Annotated in this window: 4 protein-coding genes; all 4 read left to right on the top strand. The window is 68.5% G+C overall.

The features are described from left to right. Positions 1–239: 239 nt before the first annotated feature. The 4 genes from ACN469_RS16865 (at position 240) to ACN469_RS16850 (ending at position 17,338) form a co-directional block, all read left to right on the top strand. Entirely contained in the window at positions 240–3,539 is a 3,300-nt protein-coding gene (locus ACN469_RS16865) for an RCC1 domain-containing protein (RefSeq protein WP_498769108.1), read from the top strand. A 194-nt stretch (positions 3,540–3,733) separates the two neighbouring features. Beyond that, positions 3,734–7,015: an RCC1 domain-containing protein gene (locus ACN469_RS16860; protein WP_498769106.1), complete on the top strand. Its 3,282-nt coding sequence runs from the start codon at positions 3,734–3,736 to the stop codon at positions 7,013–7,015. Between the two features lie 230 nt (positions 7,016–7,245). Next, entirely contained in the window at positions 7,246–11,712 is a 4,467-nt protein-coding gene (locus ACN469_RS16855) for a hypothetical protein (protein ID WP_498769105.1), read from the top strand. Positions 11,713–11,824: 112 nt separating this feature from the next. Beyond that, the gene (locus ACN469_RS16850; protein ID WP_498769103.1) at positions 11,825–17,338 is read left to right on the top strand and encodes an RHS repeat-associated core domain-containing protein; all 5,514 of its coding nucleotides are present in this window, start codon (positions 11,825–11,827) and stop codon (positions 17,336–17,338) included. Positions 17,339–17,395 lie beyond the last annotated feature (57 nt).

Raw genomic sequence — 17,395 nt, 5'->3', positions numbered from 1 at the left:
CCTGTCGTGTCGAACGGCGTCACTCCGCCAGCCCGTCGTCGCACCCGCGTCTGGTGAACTCACACCCAAGCCCCCCGGACTGTCGCCCTCTCGTGGAGAGGGCTCCTTCAGCACGCGGCTGGAGGGGAATCGTACACAGCCCTTCTGATTTGTGTCGGCTCGCTTCACGGATAGTGTGCATGATTCTTGAGACAGGTTTTCGCGCCTGTCGCCACAAATCATTGCACCGGGAGAGGTCCATGCAGCCACATCGTCGATACACGGGCGTCGCATTGAAGGCCATCTGGTTATTGTTCGTGTCGCTGGGAGTCTCAAGCTGTCAGGACCCGACACCGTCAGGACTTGACGAACTGGGGACGGACAGGGCCGCCGAGACAGCCAGTCGCCTGGGAGTCGTGGCCGCCGGTCGCAACCACAGCCTCGCGGTGCGCTCGGACGGAACCGTCTGGGCCTGGGGCGACAACGGCCAAGGTCAGTTGGGCAATGGCAGTGCCCTGGACCAACGCGTGCCCGTCCGCGTCCGGAGCCTGAGGAGCATCAGTGCCGTGAGTGCCGGCGACATGCACTCCCTGGCGCTGAAGTCGGACGGAACCCTCTGGGCCTGGGGCAGCAACATCAGCGGCCAACTGGGCGACGGCACCACCCTCGGCGCCGGCACCGGGCGCCAGGTACCCGCGCCGGTGCCTTCGCTGGTGGAGGTGGTGAAGGTCGCCGCGGGCTTCTCGCACTCGCTGGCGCTGAAGTCGGACGGCACCGTCTGGGCCTGGGGGAGCAATGGCTCGGGCCGGCTCGGCGATGGCACCACGACGCAGCGTCTGGTGCCGGTGCGGGTGCAGGGCCTGCCCGCGATTACCGCGATTGCCGCGGGCAATGCGCACTCGCTCGCGCTCGACGCCAGCGGCACGGTGTGGACGTGGGGCAGCAACCTCAGCGGCCAGTTGGGCGACGCCACCCCTGGCTCCCGGACACTCCCCGCGCAAGTCCCAGGCCTCGGAAACGTGACGGGGTTGTCGGCCGGCAGCAATCACTCTCTCGTGCGCAAGGCCGACGGCACCGTGTGGGCGTGGGGGGCCAACACCTACGGCCAATTGGGGGATGGGACCACCACCTCTCGCTTCATGCCTTCGCAAATCCTGGGACTGGTAGGCGTGGACGGCGTGCTGGGGGCGGAGTTCCACTCGCTCGCGCTGAAGTCGAACGGGACTGTGTGGGCCTGGGGCGGCAATCCGCGCGGCCAGCTCGGCGACGGGACGCTGGAGCAGAAGCTGGTGCCCGTGCAGGTGGTGGAGCTGAGCGGCGTGGTCGCCATGGCGGCGGGCAACGGGCAGCACTCGGTGGTCTTGGTGGCCAGCGGGGAGGTGTGGACATGGGGCCAGAACGTGGAGGGACAGTTGGGAGATGGCACCATTGCCCTCAACACGGTGCCGCACGCGACAATGGGCCTGGTCGAACGGAGCGTCCCGGCCACGGGTACGCACCATTCGCTGGTGTTGAAGCCGGACGGCACCGTCTGGGCCTGGGGCTTCAACTCCTTTGGCCAACTGGGGGATGGCACCACCAGGGCCCGACTGGCTCCCGGGCAGGTACCTGGCCTCACCGGGGTCGTGTCCGTGGCGGCGGATAACAGGCACTCGCTGGCGCTGAAGTCGGACGGCACCGCGTGGGCCTGGGGCGACAACTCCTTTGGCCAACTGGGGGATGGCACCACCACCCAACGACTGGTTCCCACGCGGGTGCCGGACCTCTCGGGTGGGGTGTCCCTGGCCGCGGGCGCCAACCACTCGCTGGCGGCGAAGGCGGACGGCACCGTCTGGGCCTGGGGCTCCAACTCCAGTGGCCAGTTGGGGGATGGCACCACCACCCAACGACTGGTTCCCACGCGGGTGCCGGGCTTCACTCACGTGGTAGCGCTGGCCGCGGGTGTTGGCCACTCGCTGGCGGCGAAGGCGGACGGCACCGTCTGGGCCTGGGGCTCCAACTCCAGTGGCCAGTTGGGGGATGGCACCACCACCCAGCGACTGGTTCCCACGCAGGTGCCGGGCCTCACTGACGTGGTGGCGCTGGCCGCGGGCGTCACCCACTCGATGGCGTTGAAAGCGGACGGCACCGTCTGGGCCTGGGGCTCCAACTCCTATGGCCAACTGGGGGAGGGCACCACCACCCGCCGACTGGTTCCGACGCAGGTGCCGGGCCTCACCGGCGTGGTTTCCCTCGAGACGAACGCGACCCACTCGTTGGCGTCGAAGGCGGACGACACCGTCTGGGCCTGGGGCTCCAACTCCAGTGGCCAGTTGGGGGAGGGCACCACCACCCAACGACTGGCTCCCACTCAGGTGCCGGGCCTCACTGGCGTGGTGGCGCTGGCCGCGGGCTTCTCACACTCACTGGTGCTGAAGTCGGACGGCACCGCCTGGGCTTGGGGCTCCAGTAACAATGGCCAGTTGGGGGACGGCTCCGCGAACATTCACCCCTATCCGATCCCCTCTCGATTCATCGGGGGTAGCAGGCTGGCGGGCGGCACCGGGTACTCCCTGGCCCGGAACCAGGATGGCACCGCCTGGGCCTGGGGAAGCAACGGCGATGGCCAGTTGGGCGACGGGACGACCCTCCACGGGCGCTCACCCACGCAGGCGCAGGGCCTCACCAGCGTTGAAGCCCTGGCCGCGAGCAAAAGCCACTCGCTGGCGGTGAAGGAGGACGGCACCGTCTGGGCCTGGGGCTCCAACTCCAGTGGCCAGTTGGGGGATGGCACCACCACCCAACGACTGGTTCCCACGCAGGTGCCGGGCCTCACTGACGTGGTAGCGCTGGCCACGGGCTATGGCACCTCGCTGGCGGTGAAGGCGGACGGCACCGTCTGGGCCTGGGGCGACAATAACAATGGCCAACTGGGGGATGGCACCACCACCCAACGACTGGTTCCCACGCAGGTGCCAGGCCTCTCGGGTGTCGTGTCCCTGGCTGGAGCCTACTTCTACGTGCTGGCGTTGAAAGCGGACGGCACCGTCTGGGCCTGGGGCGACAACTCCTTTGGCCAACTGGGGGATGGCACCACCACCCAACGACTGGTTCCCACGCGGGTGCAAGGCCTCACCAACGTGGTGTCTCTGGCAGCCAGCGACTACCACGCGCTGGCGGCGAAGGCGGACGGCACCGTCTGGGCTTGGGGCGACAACGCCATTGGCCAACTGGGGGATGGAACCGTCGTCGGCCGACTGGCGCCCACACAGGTGTCCGTCCTCGCGGGCGTCAGAATCGTGTCAGCCGGCTCTTATTTCTCGCTCGCGGTCAAGGTGGATGGCACCGTCTGGGCTTGGGGCGCCAATAACATGGGCCAGTTGGGGAACGGCACCACCACCTCCTCACAGGTTCCCACGCAGGTGCCTGGATTGACGGGTGCAGTGGCCCTTGTTGCCGCGAAAAACCACGCCCTCGTCGTTTCCGTGGACGGAACGATGAGCGGCTTCGGTGACAACACCGATGGCCAGTTGGGCCTCGGTGACTCACGGTACCAGCCGTCTCCGATTCAGGTCTGGTGAGGAGCATCCCAGGTTCCCCTGTGATGTCTGGTAGGGAGCCATCCGTGCAGATGGCTCCCCGCCGCCGCGGTGTGTGCTCCGTCAATTCCCGTGGGAAAATGATTTGTGCCGGCCCCCCTTCACCAACAGTGTAAATGACACTCGAGACAGGTTTGGGCGACTGTCTCGACAAGTCATTACACAGGGAGGGGTCCATGCAGCCACATTCTCGATACACGGGCGTCGCATTGAAGGCCATCTGGTTATTGTTCGTGTTGGTGGGAGTCTCCAGCTGCCAGGACCCGACACCGTCAGGACTTGACGAGTTGGGGACGGTCAGCGCCGCCGAGACAGCCAGCCGCCTGGGTCTCGTGGCCGCCGGTCGCAACCACACCCTCGCGGTGCGTTCAGACGGAACTGTCTGGGCCTGGGGCGACAACGCGTATGGGCAGTTGGGCAATGGCGGCCTCCAGGACCAACGTGTGCCCGTCCGGGCCTGGGGCCTGTGGAATATCAGCGCCGTGAGCGCCGGCGACCAGCACTCCCTCGCGATGAAGTCGGACGGCACCCTCTGGGCCTGGGGCAACAATCTCAGCGGCCAGTTGGGCGACGGCTCCACCACCGGGCGTCAGGCGCCCGCGCCGGTGCCTTCGCTGGTGGAGGTGGTGAAGGCCGCCGCGGGCTTCTCGCACTCGCTGGCGCTGAGGTCGGACGGCACCGTCTGGGCCTGGGGAAGCAATGGCTCGGGTCGGCTCGGAGATGGCACCACGACGCAGCGACTGGTCCCGGTACAGGTGCAGGGCCTGCCCGCGATTACAGCGATTGCCGCGGGCAATGCGCACTCGCTCGCGCTCGACGCCAACGGCACGGTGTGGACGTGGGGCAGCAACCTCAACGGCCAGTTGGGCGATGACACCCCTGGCTTCCGGACGCTCCCCGCGCGAGTCCCAGGCCTCGGAAACGTGACGGGGTTGTCGGCCGGCAGCAATCACTCTCTCGTACGGAAGGCCGACGGCACCGTGTGGGCGTGGGGTGCCAATACCTCCGGCCAACTGGGCGATGGGACCACCACTTCTCGCTCCCTGCCGATGCAGGTGCCGGGACTTGGCGGCGTGGATGGCGTGCTGGGGGCGGAACTCCACTCGCTCGTCCTGAAGTCGAACGGGACGGTATGGGCCTGGGGCGCCAACCCGCGAGGCCAGCTCGGCGACGGGACACTGGTGCAGAAGCTGGTGCCCGTCCAGGCAGTGGGGCTGAGCGGCGTGGTCGCCGTGGCGGCGGGCAGCGGGCAGCACTCGGTGGCCTTGGTGGTCGGCGGGGACGTGTGGACGTGGGGCCAGAACGTGGAGGGACAGTTGGGCGATGGCTCCATTGCCCTCAACGCGGTGCCGCGGATGACCCTGGGACTGGTCGAGAGGAGCGTCGCGGCATCGAGTCGGTTGCATTCGTTGACGTTGAAGCCGGACGGCACCGTCTGGGCCTGGGGCTCCAACTTCCATGGACAGTTGGGGGATGGCACCACCACCGACCGACTGACTCCCACGCAGGTGCCGGGCCTCACGGGCGTGGTGTCTCTGGCCGCGGGGATGTACCACTCGCTGGCGGTCAAGGCGGATGGCACCATCTGGGCCTGGGGCTACAACGTCGCTGGCCAGTTGGGGGATGGGACCACCACCGACCGACTGACTCCCACGCAGGTGCCGGGCCTCACGGGCGTGGTGTCTCTGGCCGCGAACTTCACCCACTCGCTGGCGGTCAAGGTGGATGGCACCGTCTGGGCCTGGGGCGCCAACCTAGATGGTCAGTTGGGGGATGGCACCACCATCAGCCGACCGGTGCCCACACAGGTGCCGGGCTTCACGGGCGTGGTGTCTCTGGCCGCGAGCTTCAGCCACTCGCTCGCGGTGAAGGCGGATGGCACCGTCTGGGCCTGGGGCTCCAACTCCGATGGTCAGTTGGGAGATGGCACCACCACCCACCAGCGGGTTCCCACGCAAGTGCCGGGCCTCACGGGCGTGGTAGCGCTGTCCGCGGGCTCGTACCACTCGCTCGCTGTGAAGGCGGATGGCACCGTCTGGGCCTGGGGCTCCAACGTCTATGGCCAGTTGGGGGACGGCACCACCACCAACAGACTGGTTCCGACACAGGTGGTGGCCATCACCCGCGTGGTTTCCTTGAAGGCGAACGCGTACCACTCGCTGGCGGTGCAGGCGGACGGCACCGTCTGGGCCTGGGGCTCCAACGCCGATGGTCAGTTGGGGGATGGCACCACCACCGACCGACTGGCTCCCACGCGGGTACCGGGCCTCACTGGAGTGGTGTCGCTGTCCGCAGGTGAAATCTCCTCGCTGGTGGTGAAAGCGGACGGCAGCGCCTGGGCTTGGGGCAACAACCACTTTGGCCAGTTGGGGGATGGCGCCGCGGGCACTCACTACGCTCCGACTCCCTCTCAATTCATCGGGGGGCGCATCCTGGCAGGCGGCCGTCACTCCCTGGCTCGGAAACCGGATGGCACCGTCTGGGCTTGGGGAAACAATGGTTTTGGCCAGGTGGGCGACGGGACGACCATTGCCAGACGTTCACCCACGCAGGTGCCTGGCCTCACCAGCGTTGAAGCCCTGGCTGCGAGCTATACCCACTCCCTGGCGGTGAAGGCGGACGGCACCGTCTGGGCCTGGGGCTCCAACTCCCATGGCCAGTTGGGGGATGGCACCACCACCAACAGACGGGTTCCCACGCAGGTACCGGGCCTCACGGGTGTGGTAGCGCTGGCTGCGGGCACCAGCCACTCGCTGGCGGTGAAGGCGGACGGCACCGTCTGGGCCTGGGGCTTCAACTTCAATGGCCAGTTGGGGGATGGCACCACCATCAACAGGCTGGTTCCCACGCAGGTGACTGGCCTCTCGGGCGTGGTGTCCCTGGCCGCGAACCAAGGCCACTCGCTCGCCCGGAAAGCGGACGGCACCGTCTGGGCCTGGGGCTCCAACGCCGATGGTCAGTTGGGGGATGGCACCACCACCAACAGACGGGTTCCCACGCAGGTGCCGGGCCTCACCAGCGTGGTGTCTCTGGGAGCCGGCGGCCAGCACACGCAGGCACTCAAGGCGGACGGCACCGTCTGGGCCTGGGGCTCCAACTTCTATGGACAGTTGGGGGATGGCACCACCACCGACCGGCGGGTTCCCACGCAGGTGCCGGGCCTCATGGGCGTCAAGACCCTGGGAACCCATGAGCACTCGCTTGCGGCGAAGTCGGACGGCACCGTCTGGACCTGGGGCTTCAACAGCAATGGACAGTTGGGGGATGGCACCACCACCAACAGACTGGTTCCCACGCAGGTGCCTGGATTGACGGCTGTCGTGGCGCTTCTGGCCGCGGACCAGCACTCCCTCGTCGTCTCGGCGGACGGCACGATGAAGGGCTTCGGCAACAACTCCGCGGGCCAGCTTGGCGCTGGCGACTCACTCTCCAGGCTGTCCCCGATTCAAGTCTGGTGAGGAGCGTCCCGGGCTCCCCGCCGCATCCATGACGGAATAATCCCCGGGAATATCCGGCGCGGGCTCCGTTCCCCTCCCGACAGCCTTCACGACACCGCCGCGGGCCCTCGCTCCTCCCCGAGCACGGCCCGCGCGGTTCCCTTCACAGTCCCTGACCAAGGGCGCCCTGGAAGCGCCCGGAGCCCCGGGAGCCGCGCACCTGCGCGTGCTCCACGGGAGGAGTGTGTTTCATGCGTTCGTTGAGCCCGTGGTGTCTCGGAGTCTTCCTTGCCCTGATGGCCTGCGGAGAGACTCCCGAAGAGGAAGTGAACGACGTGGAGGCCCTGTCGGCGGCCTCGCAGATGCTCAATGGCGCGTGTGATGACACGCGCCTGGCCTGGGCCTCGGCTGGAGACCCATCCAATGTCTGCGCGGTGCCCTGGCAGTACGGGCTCGACTGCAACAAGTCCGGCTCCAACAGCAGCTGCGGCGCCCTCACCGGCTACCAGCAGAAGACCTGCTACAACTATCCGTCGTGCCGCCTGCCCCAGTTCGGCGTCGAGAGCCGCAAGACGACGTCCTTCAATGTGACGGTCTCCTCCTGCTCCGCCTACTCGGAGGAGATCTGCAGGCCCAAGCCGCACACGCCTGAAATCGAAATCTGTACGACTGTCACTCGCTACAACTGCGCCACCCAGTGCCTCGCGGCGGCGAACGCGAAGCGCAACAGCCTCCCGCTCGCGGACCGCAACCTCGTCACCATCCAGAGCTACAGCGGCGCCGGCGAGCTGGAGACCTCCTCCGGCTCCTGCTCGTACACGCTGACCCAGTGGCCCACGTACATCCTCAAGGCGGACGCGGCCTGCGGAGCCGCCACGGGCAGCTACTCCTGCGACGACACGACGAAGCCCATCTACCCCACGTGCCGACACAACAGCTTCGGCGATGACGTGGTGTCCGCATGCAACGCGAACCCGCTGTACCACACGGCCGGCACCTCCCTGTCCGCCGTGAAGCAGGCCGCGTCCACGAAGTGGGCCGCCATGAGCCCGAAGAACTACGAGGCCTCCCCCCTCTATGTGCAGCAGCCGTCCTGCCGCACGTGCGACCAGCTGCCGCTCACCGCCCAGGCCACCGTCGCCCAGGTCACCGCCAAGTATGACTGTCTGGTGCAGCAGGGCCTGGCCTCGGGACTCCCCGCCGGAGCCGGAGGCGCGCAGCTGCGCACCGAGGTCGTCTCCCGGCTGAAGCTCCTCTTCGAGCTGCACGGCCACCAGCTCCTGCCCGCCCAGGCCCAGTTCATCCGAGGCCTGTATCTGTCCGACCCGAGCGCCAACACCACCTGCAGCGCGGGCTTCATCGCCCCGACGACGGTCGGCTGCGGCACCAGCCTGACCGCCCTCAACGCGGCGATGGACAGCTGCACCCGCTTCGCGTCGTCCCACGTCCCGGGCATCTCCGCCCGCTCCCAGGTTGCCTGGTGCGTGGGCCTCGCCTCCCAGGCGGCGGCGGTGCCCGCGGGCGCCTGCCAGGGCGACGTGTACCGCGAGAAGTACCATGCCATGTGGGTGAAGCTGTACGAGCGGACCCTCTCCGACTTGCGCCGCGAGGACGTCCCCAATGACACGCTCCAGCGCAAGGTGCCCAACGCGGACGACGTGCGCACCCACCTGAAGTCCATCAGCGACTGGTACGCGGTGCAGCAGGCGCAGATGTTCCCCGGCGCCCTCAACAGCCCGGTGCTGATGAAGCAGCTCAGCGAGACGTTCGGCATGTTCTGGAAGGTCGCGTACGAGAACGCCCTGCTCAACGTGAATGGCCTGCCGCTGCACGCCCAGCCCCTCAACGCGGGCCTGATGGTGGACCAGGCGGTGCTGGAGGCGACGCTGACGGGGACGCCCGCCATGAGCGGCCCTCCCCTGCTGATGCTGCTGGGTGACGGCTTCAGCGGCCTGTTCCAGCGCATGGAGGACTTCAGCTACCTGCATGACCTCGGCTGCCGCTTCAAGGGCTGCGGTGGCGGCACGGTGGACACCGAGACGGGCGAGCTGTGGGCGCTGTTCGGCGCCGTGCCGGAGGCCACCACGCTCCAGGCGGCGATGGCGGCGGCCAACAAGCTGAACACGGCCGGCGAAGACCACGCGGGCTGGGTCGCGGTGTTCGGCCTGCTGCACGCGAACCACGTCACCTTCACCCAGGCCGTGCTCTCCGCCACGGGCGAGACGACGTACAGCCCCGCCCTGCTCAAGAGCGGCGCCGCGGGCGCGCCCGCTCCGCTGGCCCGCTGGGCACAGATGGTGGAGAAGGCGGACGCCTACTCCAGCAGCTACGCCAAGTCCGGCTTCTTCGTCAGCACCTCGCGCGACACGCTGAAGACGGGCATCGAGGAGTACAAGGCCAACTTCATCAACGACGTGGTGACCACGCGCAAGAGCGCGCTCACCACGGCCCTGAATGAGTTCACCCAGCACCGCACCGCGCTCATCAACGAGGTGCTCGGCGAGGTGGCCAATGCCGCCAACCAGAAGACGGTGCGGACCACGCTGGCGCGCAAGCTCAACGAGTTCTACTCCCTCAACGCGGACCTGGTCGGCCTCCAGGACAACCTGGAGCTGCAGCGGACGCAGTTCAACGACTTCGCGGCGGCGTTCAACACCGCGCTGGAGATTGAGTCGCCGAACCTGGGCACGGACATCCAGCGCGGGCCGGTGCAGGTGCTCAGCATCGGCGCGGATGAGGCACGCCACGCTCCGGGTGCGACCTTCGACATCCTCTCGCTCGCGGTGCGTCAGTCGGGGCCGGGCGGCGCCGGCGGTCCCCAGGCCTTCGGCATCCCCGCGCTGCGCGGCGAGCTGCTGAACTTCGAGGTGTCTGGAGACTACACGCCGAGCTGCGCCATCTCCGGAGCGTTGCTGCCCCACCCCACCAGCAACGCGCCGACCGCCATCAACCTGGGCAACGGCAAGGCCCTCACGGGCCCCGGGGGCTACACCGTCATCTTCTCCGGCAGCGGCTATCAAGCCGAGAGCTCGAACCTGTCCATGTTCTCGAAGAGCTCGGTGGAGACCCGGCTGTGCGCGGGCGTCAAGACGGAGGCCGGCGCGGAGTTCTTCGGCAACGGGACGACGGCCTACGTGTCGGCCGAGGCCTGCGTGAACAGCTCGACGGGCATCGAAGGGACGTACAACGAGAACTCCGGCAGCGAGGAGCGCAGCACCGCGAGCTTCTCCATGGGCCTGCGCCTGCCGAACACGCCCTTCCCGGACGCTCCGGTGGGCAGCCTGCTGCTGGTGGCGATGACGCCGGGTGGCACCAGCCGCAACCACATCCGCGACGTGCAGGTGCTCCAGTCGCCGCACACGGGCGTCATCGTGGAGGCGGACAGCGACTACTTCCTGGTGGTGAACGACGTGGGCTCCTGCATGGACGACGTGTCCCACCGGCTCACCGTGAAGAGCGTGAGGCTGATGCCCACCGGCGAAGCCGCCCGGGCGCTGGGCAAGGCCATGGCCACGGTGATGACCGAGCTGCGCGGGGCGACGCCGGCCCACGTGGAGCAGGGGCGCGTGACGAACACCGAGCTGGAGGCCCTGCGCGCGACCGCCGAGTCCCGACTGCTCCAGCAGTACAGCGTGGAGTGCCCGGGCTGCCAGATGAGCGGCATGCCGGACATCTTCAGCTCGCTCTTCGTCACCTTCGTCACCCAGGAGCTCGCCCGGCTGGAGCGGCTGGTGCAACTTCGCACCGTGGAGCGCGCGATTGAGCTCCAGCTGCTCGACATCCAGTCCCTGGCGGATGACCTGACGAATGGCGCCAACCAGGCGCGGCTGCTGCGCCTGCTGCCGCTGTGGCGCCTGCGCAACCTGGATGGCGAGGAGCTGCGCGACAAGTCTCGCGCGTTGACGGGGCTCGTCACCGAGTACCTCTACCCGACGTTGGATTTGCGCCACCCCAACTCGCTGGTGAGCTTGAAGACGAACGCGGACATCAACGCGCTGTTGCAGGCGAACTGGTCCGATGACTTCACGGTGCTCGCCGACAAGGCGCTCGCGGCCGTCACCGCCGTCGAGACAGCCCTGGCCCAGGCGCGCATCACCGACAAGCTGCCCAAGGACGTGGCGATTGCCTTCGCCTTCCCCAACCCCGCGTTCAGCATGCCCACCCAGTGGCACGCGGCGAATGCGGAGCGCTCGGAGACGCTGTGGAACACGCTCCTGCAGGGCTCGGGCGAGGTGAGCATCACCCTCACGCCGGAGGACCTGTACAGCGTGGGAGGCCAGGGCGGCGCGCTGCTCTGCCAGCACCACATGCCCATCATCAAGAACCTGGGCATCCAGGTCGTCCGTCCCTTCAGCAGCACCAACGCGGCGGACTCCCAGGCGGGCCTGACCGTGCCCGTGCGGTGGGGTGACGTGCTGTCCCATCCCTCCACGGCGGGCCTCAAGAACTACGTGATGCTCAACCAGGACTTCCTCGTCGGGGCGCCCCATCTCCTGTTCGGCAACGACATCGAGGTGCTGACCCTCTTCGCGCAGGACCTCCAGCAGCCGTTCGCCGCCATCGCCGGCAATGGCCTGTCACCGTTCGGCACCTTCAACATCCGGCTGGGCAACGTGCCCTCCTCCCTGTTCGACGAAGCCTCGGCGCTGGTCATCACGATGAAGGTGGACGTGCTGGAGCTGGCGACTCCGGTCTCCGGCGTCACCGTCTGCCAGTAGTCCTCTTTCGTTCCTCGAGGGTGGCGGAGCGACGTGGGGAACGCCCCGCGCTCCGCCGCCCTGTCGTCTCGCAGTTCAACTGTCGTCAGCACTTCACCCATCAGGTAGGACCATGAAACCGTTTTCCCTCTTCCGACGGATGCTGGGCGGCACCGCCCTGCTCGTCTCTCCCCTCGCGCTCGCGCAGCCCGCTGGCTTCACGGACGCGAAGATTCAGCCTCCCCAGCTCGCCGCGCCGCAGCGAGGCTCGCTCATCGGCACCTACGCGCAGACGGCCTTCGGCGCGGCGGACGTGGCGCGCGGCGGCTTCGCGCTGGCCTCCCCCTTCACCGTTCCCAAGGACCGCGGCGAGGTGCTCGGCTCGCCCTTCCCCACCTACTCCTCCGACGCGGGCCAGTCCGAGTGGGGACACGGCTGGCAGACCAGGCTGGAGATCCGCCGCTGGCGCGTCCGAGGTGATTTGGACTACGCGACGGACGACCTCTCCAGCCCCTGGGGCCGGCTCGTGCGCGGCGCCGACGGCGCCTGGTATCCGGCGGACCTGAACCCCGCCGTGCGCGTGGAGCAGTCCGCCACGGCCCTCACCGCGTACCACCCCGATGGCAGCGTGTGGACCTTCGGAGACGGCGCGCTGGTGAACACGGCCAAGGGCATCTACTCCTGGTCCCTGCGCGAGGTGGTGAGCGCGACGGGCCGCAAGACGCGCTTCACCTACGAGGCCAATGCGACGGGCCGCCTCTTCCTGACGACGGTGCAGTACGGCGGCACCGGCAATGACTTCCAGTACCAGGTGGACCTGGGCTACTCGACGCTGGCGAAGCCGGTGGATGACTTCCGCTCCAGCAAGAAGCTGCGATTGGACCGGCGCGTGTCCTCTGTGTCGGTGAAGGCGAAGAACGCGAGCACGGGCCTCTTCGAGGCGCGGTGGCAGTACCTGCTCTCATTCACCGAGCCCGTGGAGGGCGTGGCCTTCTACCTGGCCCAGGTGGACCAGACCTACGGCACCGTGCCCAACGTGACGGTGGCGCCCACGGCGCGGTACACGTACCACGCGTCAGCGGAGGCACTCGCCGCCGCCAGCTTCACCCGCGTGACGAAGCTGGACGCGACGCTCGCCTCCGCGGGACAGGACGCCATCCAGCCCTGGCGCGCCACGCTGCTGGATGAAGACGAGGACGGGCGGCTCGACTTCGAGCATGCCCAGGCGCAGATGCTCTACGTCCAGGAGGACTCGGGCTTCCGCGCCGAGGCCCTGCCTCCGGCCAACGCCGGCACGCAGTCGGTGTGCCGTCCCACCGCCAACGTGAGCAACGAGCCTCGGCTGCTGGCGCGCCTGCGCCCCAACCAGCTCAAGCCCGAGGTCGTCGCCATCACCAACCCCAGCGGCTCCACCACGGATATCCGCGTGTGCGACCGCGCGGGCACGCTGCTGTCCCAGCAGTCCCTGGCGGGAGCGTGGCAGTTGGGCCCGCACACCCGCTTCGTGGACCTGGACAGCGACCAGCAGCCGGACTTCATCCGCGTCGTCCCGGGCGGCTTCCAGGTGCGCCCCAACACCAGCGGCGTGGCGCCCGGCACCAGCTTCGGCGCCAACGTCAACGGGACGCTGACGCCCAGCGTGTCGGCGACGGCGACGTGGGTCCACGACATGAACGGCGACAGCATCCCGGACATCGTCGCGCGCCTCTCCAACGGCCTGCACGTGTGGCCGGGCACCGGCAGGTTCGCGTTCGATTCGGCCTCCAGCAAGCTGTTCCCCGTGCTGACGAAGACGGGCGTCAGCCTGGCGCAGCTCGCCACCTACTCCGCCATGTTCGTGGACGTGAATCGCGACGGCCTGTCGGACGTGCTGTTGTCGAAGCCGGGCCTCGCCCTGCTCTTCGTCAACAACGGCAGCGAGTTCCGCGAAGTCACCGTCCCCGCGCTCACCTTCTTCAACGGGACAACGAGCGCGCTGACCCAGGGCGACTTCGCGGGCAGCGGCAACACCAGCCTCACCGTGACGAAGGGCTCGGACGCCTACAGCACGTCGCTGGACGGGCCCGAGACAGGGCTGCTCAAGTCCGCGGACGACGGCAAGGGCACCGTGCTGGGCTTCACCTACACCCGCCTGCCCGCCGCGCCCGGAGCCCGCTTCCGGCAGCCGGTGCTCGCGTCGCTGACGTCGGCGTCCTCGGGCTACGACACCATCACCTACGGGTACCAGTACTTCGGAGCCAACTACCACTCGCAGGGCGGCTTCCTCGTCGGCTTCGACAGCGTCGTGCGCACCGCTCCTCAAGAAAGCCACGCGGTCAACTTCCTCAACGGAGACGACTTCGCCGGCCTGCTCCTCTCCGACACGCGTACGGACGCGCTCACGCCCCAGGTCCGCGAGGTGTCCTTCCGCGAGTACGAGGACGCCACGCACCAGGGCCTCACGTTCAAGCGCCTGAAGGAGGAGGGCCAGGGCTTCCGCGACGCGAGCCTGCCAGCGCTGACGCTCACCGAGTCGACGAAGACGGTGTCCTTCGATGGCGTGTGCCCCCAGCAACAGGTGCGCGCCACCCCGTGGGGCACGCTCACCACCACGCTGGGACGCGCCAGCCTGCCGGCGCTCGTCAAGCACCTGCACTGCCTGCCCGCCAACGTGACGTATGCGGGCACGCACCCGCAGCCCGCGCTGGACTTCTCCTACCAGGGCGTCATCACCCGCAACACCGTCGGACTGGTGCAGAGCGTGGTGGCGCAGGGACCGCAAGGCGCCATGCCGCTCCAGACGGTGAGCTACGCGTCTGACTTCACCGTGAAGACGGTGAGCGAGCCCGGCCGGGGCACCACGACGTTCGAGTACGCCCCGGGCCGCCTGCTGCTCTCCAAGGTCACCCAGCCCGACGGCGTGGCGCTGGAGGTCACCGAGCGTCACCCGCTGCATGACGGGCTCCTGACGTTGACCACGCGGCGCGGCGCGAGCGCCCACGTGGAGCGCTTCCGCTACGACGGGATGGAGCGGCTGGCGAAGCGGTGGGACTCGCTCGGTGTCGCGAGCGAGGTGAATCCCAACGAGACGCTCAGCTACCGGTTCGCCACGGCCACGCGGCCCGCGGGCATCGCCGCGACGGCGCTGGTGGACGCGGGCGGCAACGCCCGGCGCTACACGGAGGAGTACTCCACCGCGGCCGGCGAGGACGTGGCCAGGACGCGCCTCATCCCCGAGGGCTGGGTGGTGGATGGACTGACGCTGCACAGCCGCCAGCAGCGCGAGAAGACGCGCTACGTGCGTCCGAACCTGCCGGCCAACACGGACATGGCGGCCCTGGACTACGCCACGCTGCTGGGCGGAATCGAGCAGACGTCGAGCGTGCGCACCGCCGTCTTCGGCTACGACGTGGAGAAGGTGCTGCGCCACCACGTCGACGTCCAGCAGACCCTGGCGACGTCCTGGGTCCTGGAGGGCGGACGGCTTGTCGTCGAGACGCAGGAGAACGGAGCGCAGACGCGTCGCCAGTTCATGGACGCGGCGAAGCGGCTGACGCGGTACGAGGACGAGCTGGGCTTCGCGTACTCGTACACCTACGACGCGCTGGGACGCCTGCGGGGCGTGACGATGCCGGACAGCCAGGGCCACCGCCTGGCGTATGACGCGTATGGCCGCGTCGGCCGCGTGGAGCGCGACGGCGTGGCGAACGTGGACTTCCAGTACTCGCTCGGGACGTGGCTGGTGTCCGCCAAGCAGTTCCGCACGCCGGGCAACACGCTGGTCCGAGGCGAGAGCTACCAGTACGACGGCATTGGCCGCCGCACCGGCATCACCCACACGAGCGCCACGGGCGGAGTGAAGTCGTACCAGCTCTACTACGACGGCGCCTCGCCGGCCGCGCCCGCCAACACGAGCGTGCCGGGCCTGCTCACCGCCACGTCGGGTGACGGGTACACCAAGCGGATGGAGTACCGGACGGACGGCACGCTGACGAAGTCGACGCTCCAGCTGAGCGGCTGGCGCACGGTGGAGAGCGAGCTGACGTACGCGGAGGGCGGCGAGGTGAGCCAGGAGGTGACGCGGGTGAAGGATGCCGGCGGCGCGGTCCTGTCCACGACGACGCTCGGCTACGCGTGGGATGCCTGGGGCCGGATGAGCGCCCTGACGCGCAACGGCCAGCCCTGGGCCAGCGTGCAGTACAACGGCCTGGGCAAGACGGCGAAGGTGGACTTCGGCGGTGGGACGTCCGTGGAGATGGGCTACGACGCCCTCACCCGGCAGCGCACCACCCTGCTGCACACCACGCCCGCGTGGAGCTCCGGCATCGCCTGGAAGCTGAATGCGCGGGGCCTCACCGGCAGCGAGGTGATGGGCTTCGGTGGCACGACGCTCGTGCGCCAGTACGGCTATTCACCCCAGGGCTTCCTGGCCTCCGCCCAGGACGCGCAGCACGCATATGACTACGGCTTCGACGCGCTGGGACTGTCCACGCACATCTCCGACGCGGCGGGCTCGCGCAGCCTCGTCACGGGCGCCAACACGCTGGTGGTCGGGGGCGTGACGTACACGATGGACGGGCTGGGCCGCACGGTGGGCCGGGATGACCTGAGCCTCACGTACGGGCCGGACGGTCAGGTGGCCACCGCGACCAAGGGCACGCAGTCCTGGAGCTTCGTGTACGACGAGGACGGCGAGCGCCTGCTCAAGCGCGATGCCTCGGGGACGCCGCTGGCGGCCTACCTGGAGGGCGGAGCGTACCTGGATGCAACGGGCATCACCCAGCCGGTGCGCGTGGACTCGCAGCTGGTGGGGGCGCTCCAGAACGGGACGTTCCGACTGCTGTCCACCGACCGCCGGGGCACGGTGATGGCGGACTCGGACGGCACGCCAAGGATTGCTTCTCCCTTCGGAGACCGGGGGACGCACCCCACGGGCGCGGCGGCGCTGGACTACGTGGAGAAGGCCTATGACGCGGACCTGGGCTTCGTGCGCATGGGCGTTCGCGACTACGACGCTCGCATCAACCGCTTCACGACGCCGGACCCGCTGTTCCTCGAGGACCTGGAGAAGTGCCGCGCCAGCCCCGTGGAGTGCAACCTCTACAGCTACGTGAGCAACCGTCCGCTGGACCTGGTGGACCCGACGGGCACCGAGGAGAAGCCGTTGACCCACGGTGACGCCGTCGGCAATGGGGTGAGTGTCGGCGCCCCCGTCGCCATCGCCGCGGGCGTGCGCGTCGGTGGACCGAAAATCGTCTCGGGCGTGAAGGCCGGGTACGACCTGGGCAAGCGGTTCCTGAACAACCCGGTGGTGTCCACCGTCCGCAAGGGCAACTCCGCCCTCAAGGTCGTGAAGTTCATCGGCGGGTGCATCAACGGCACCAACCCCCTCTTCAGCGAGCCGGTGGCCCAGTCGCGGGCCCGCTTCATCCGGGAGGCCATCCAGGAGATGCAGCAGCAACAGTCCAACCTGCACCAGGAGCTGGAGAGCTACCTCGACGAGGCGAACCAGACCCTGAAGGACGAGGCGCGCATGGACTACGTCCACCAGCGCATCAATGAGCTGGCGGCCGAGGACCAGGCACTCCAGAAGAAGATCGACAAGGCGTCGGAGAACCTGGAGAGCGCGGAGCAGGAGCTGAAGGAGTTCAAAGAGGACCACAAGTAGGAACGACACCTGTCGAGGAAGGGGGCCGGGTCGTCCACCGGCCCCCACTTCGGGGCC

It is taken from the genome of Corallococcus terminator, assembly GCF_049194865.1.
GTDB lineage: Bacteria > Myxococcota > Myxococcia > Myxococcales > Myxococcaceae > Myxococcus > Myxococcus terminator_A.
The sequence above is the reverse complement of the archived record's forward strand: the minus strand, read 5'-3'. Positions and strand labels throughout refer to the sequence as shown.

Bases quoted from the DNA above. Each gene is read 5' to 3' on its own strand.
- ACN469_RS16860 (WP_498769106.1), top strand. From the start codon at position 3,734: ATGCAGCCACATTCTCGATACACGGGCGTCGCATTGAAGGCCATCTGG.
- ACN469_RS16865 (WP_498769108.1), top strand. From the start codon at position 240: ATGCAGCCACATCGTCGATACACGGGCGTCGCATTGAAGGCCATCTGG.
- ACN469_RS16855 (WP_498769105.1), top strand. From the start codon at position 7,246: ATGCGTTCGTTGAGCCCGTGGTGTCTCGGAGTCTTCCTTGCCCTGATG.
- ACN469_RS16850 (WP_498769103.1), top strand. From the start codon at position 11,825: ATGAAACCGTTTTCCCTCTTCCGACGGATGCTGGGCGGCACCGCCCTG.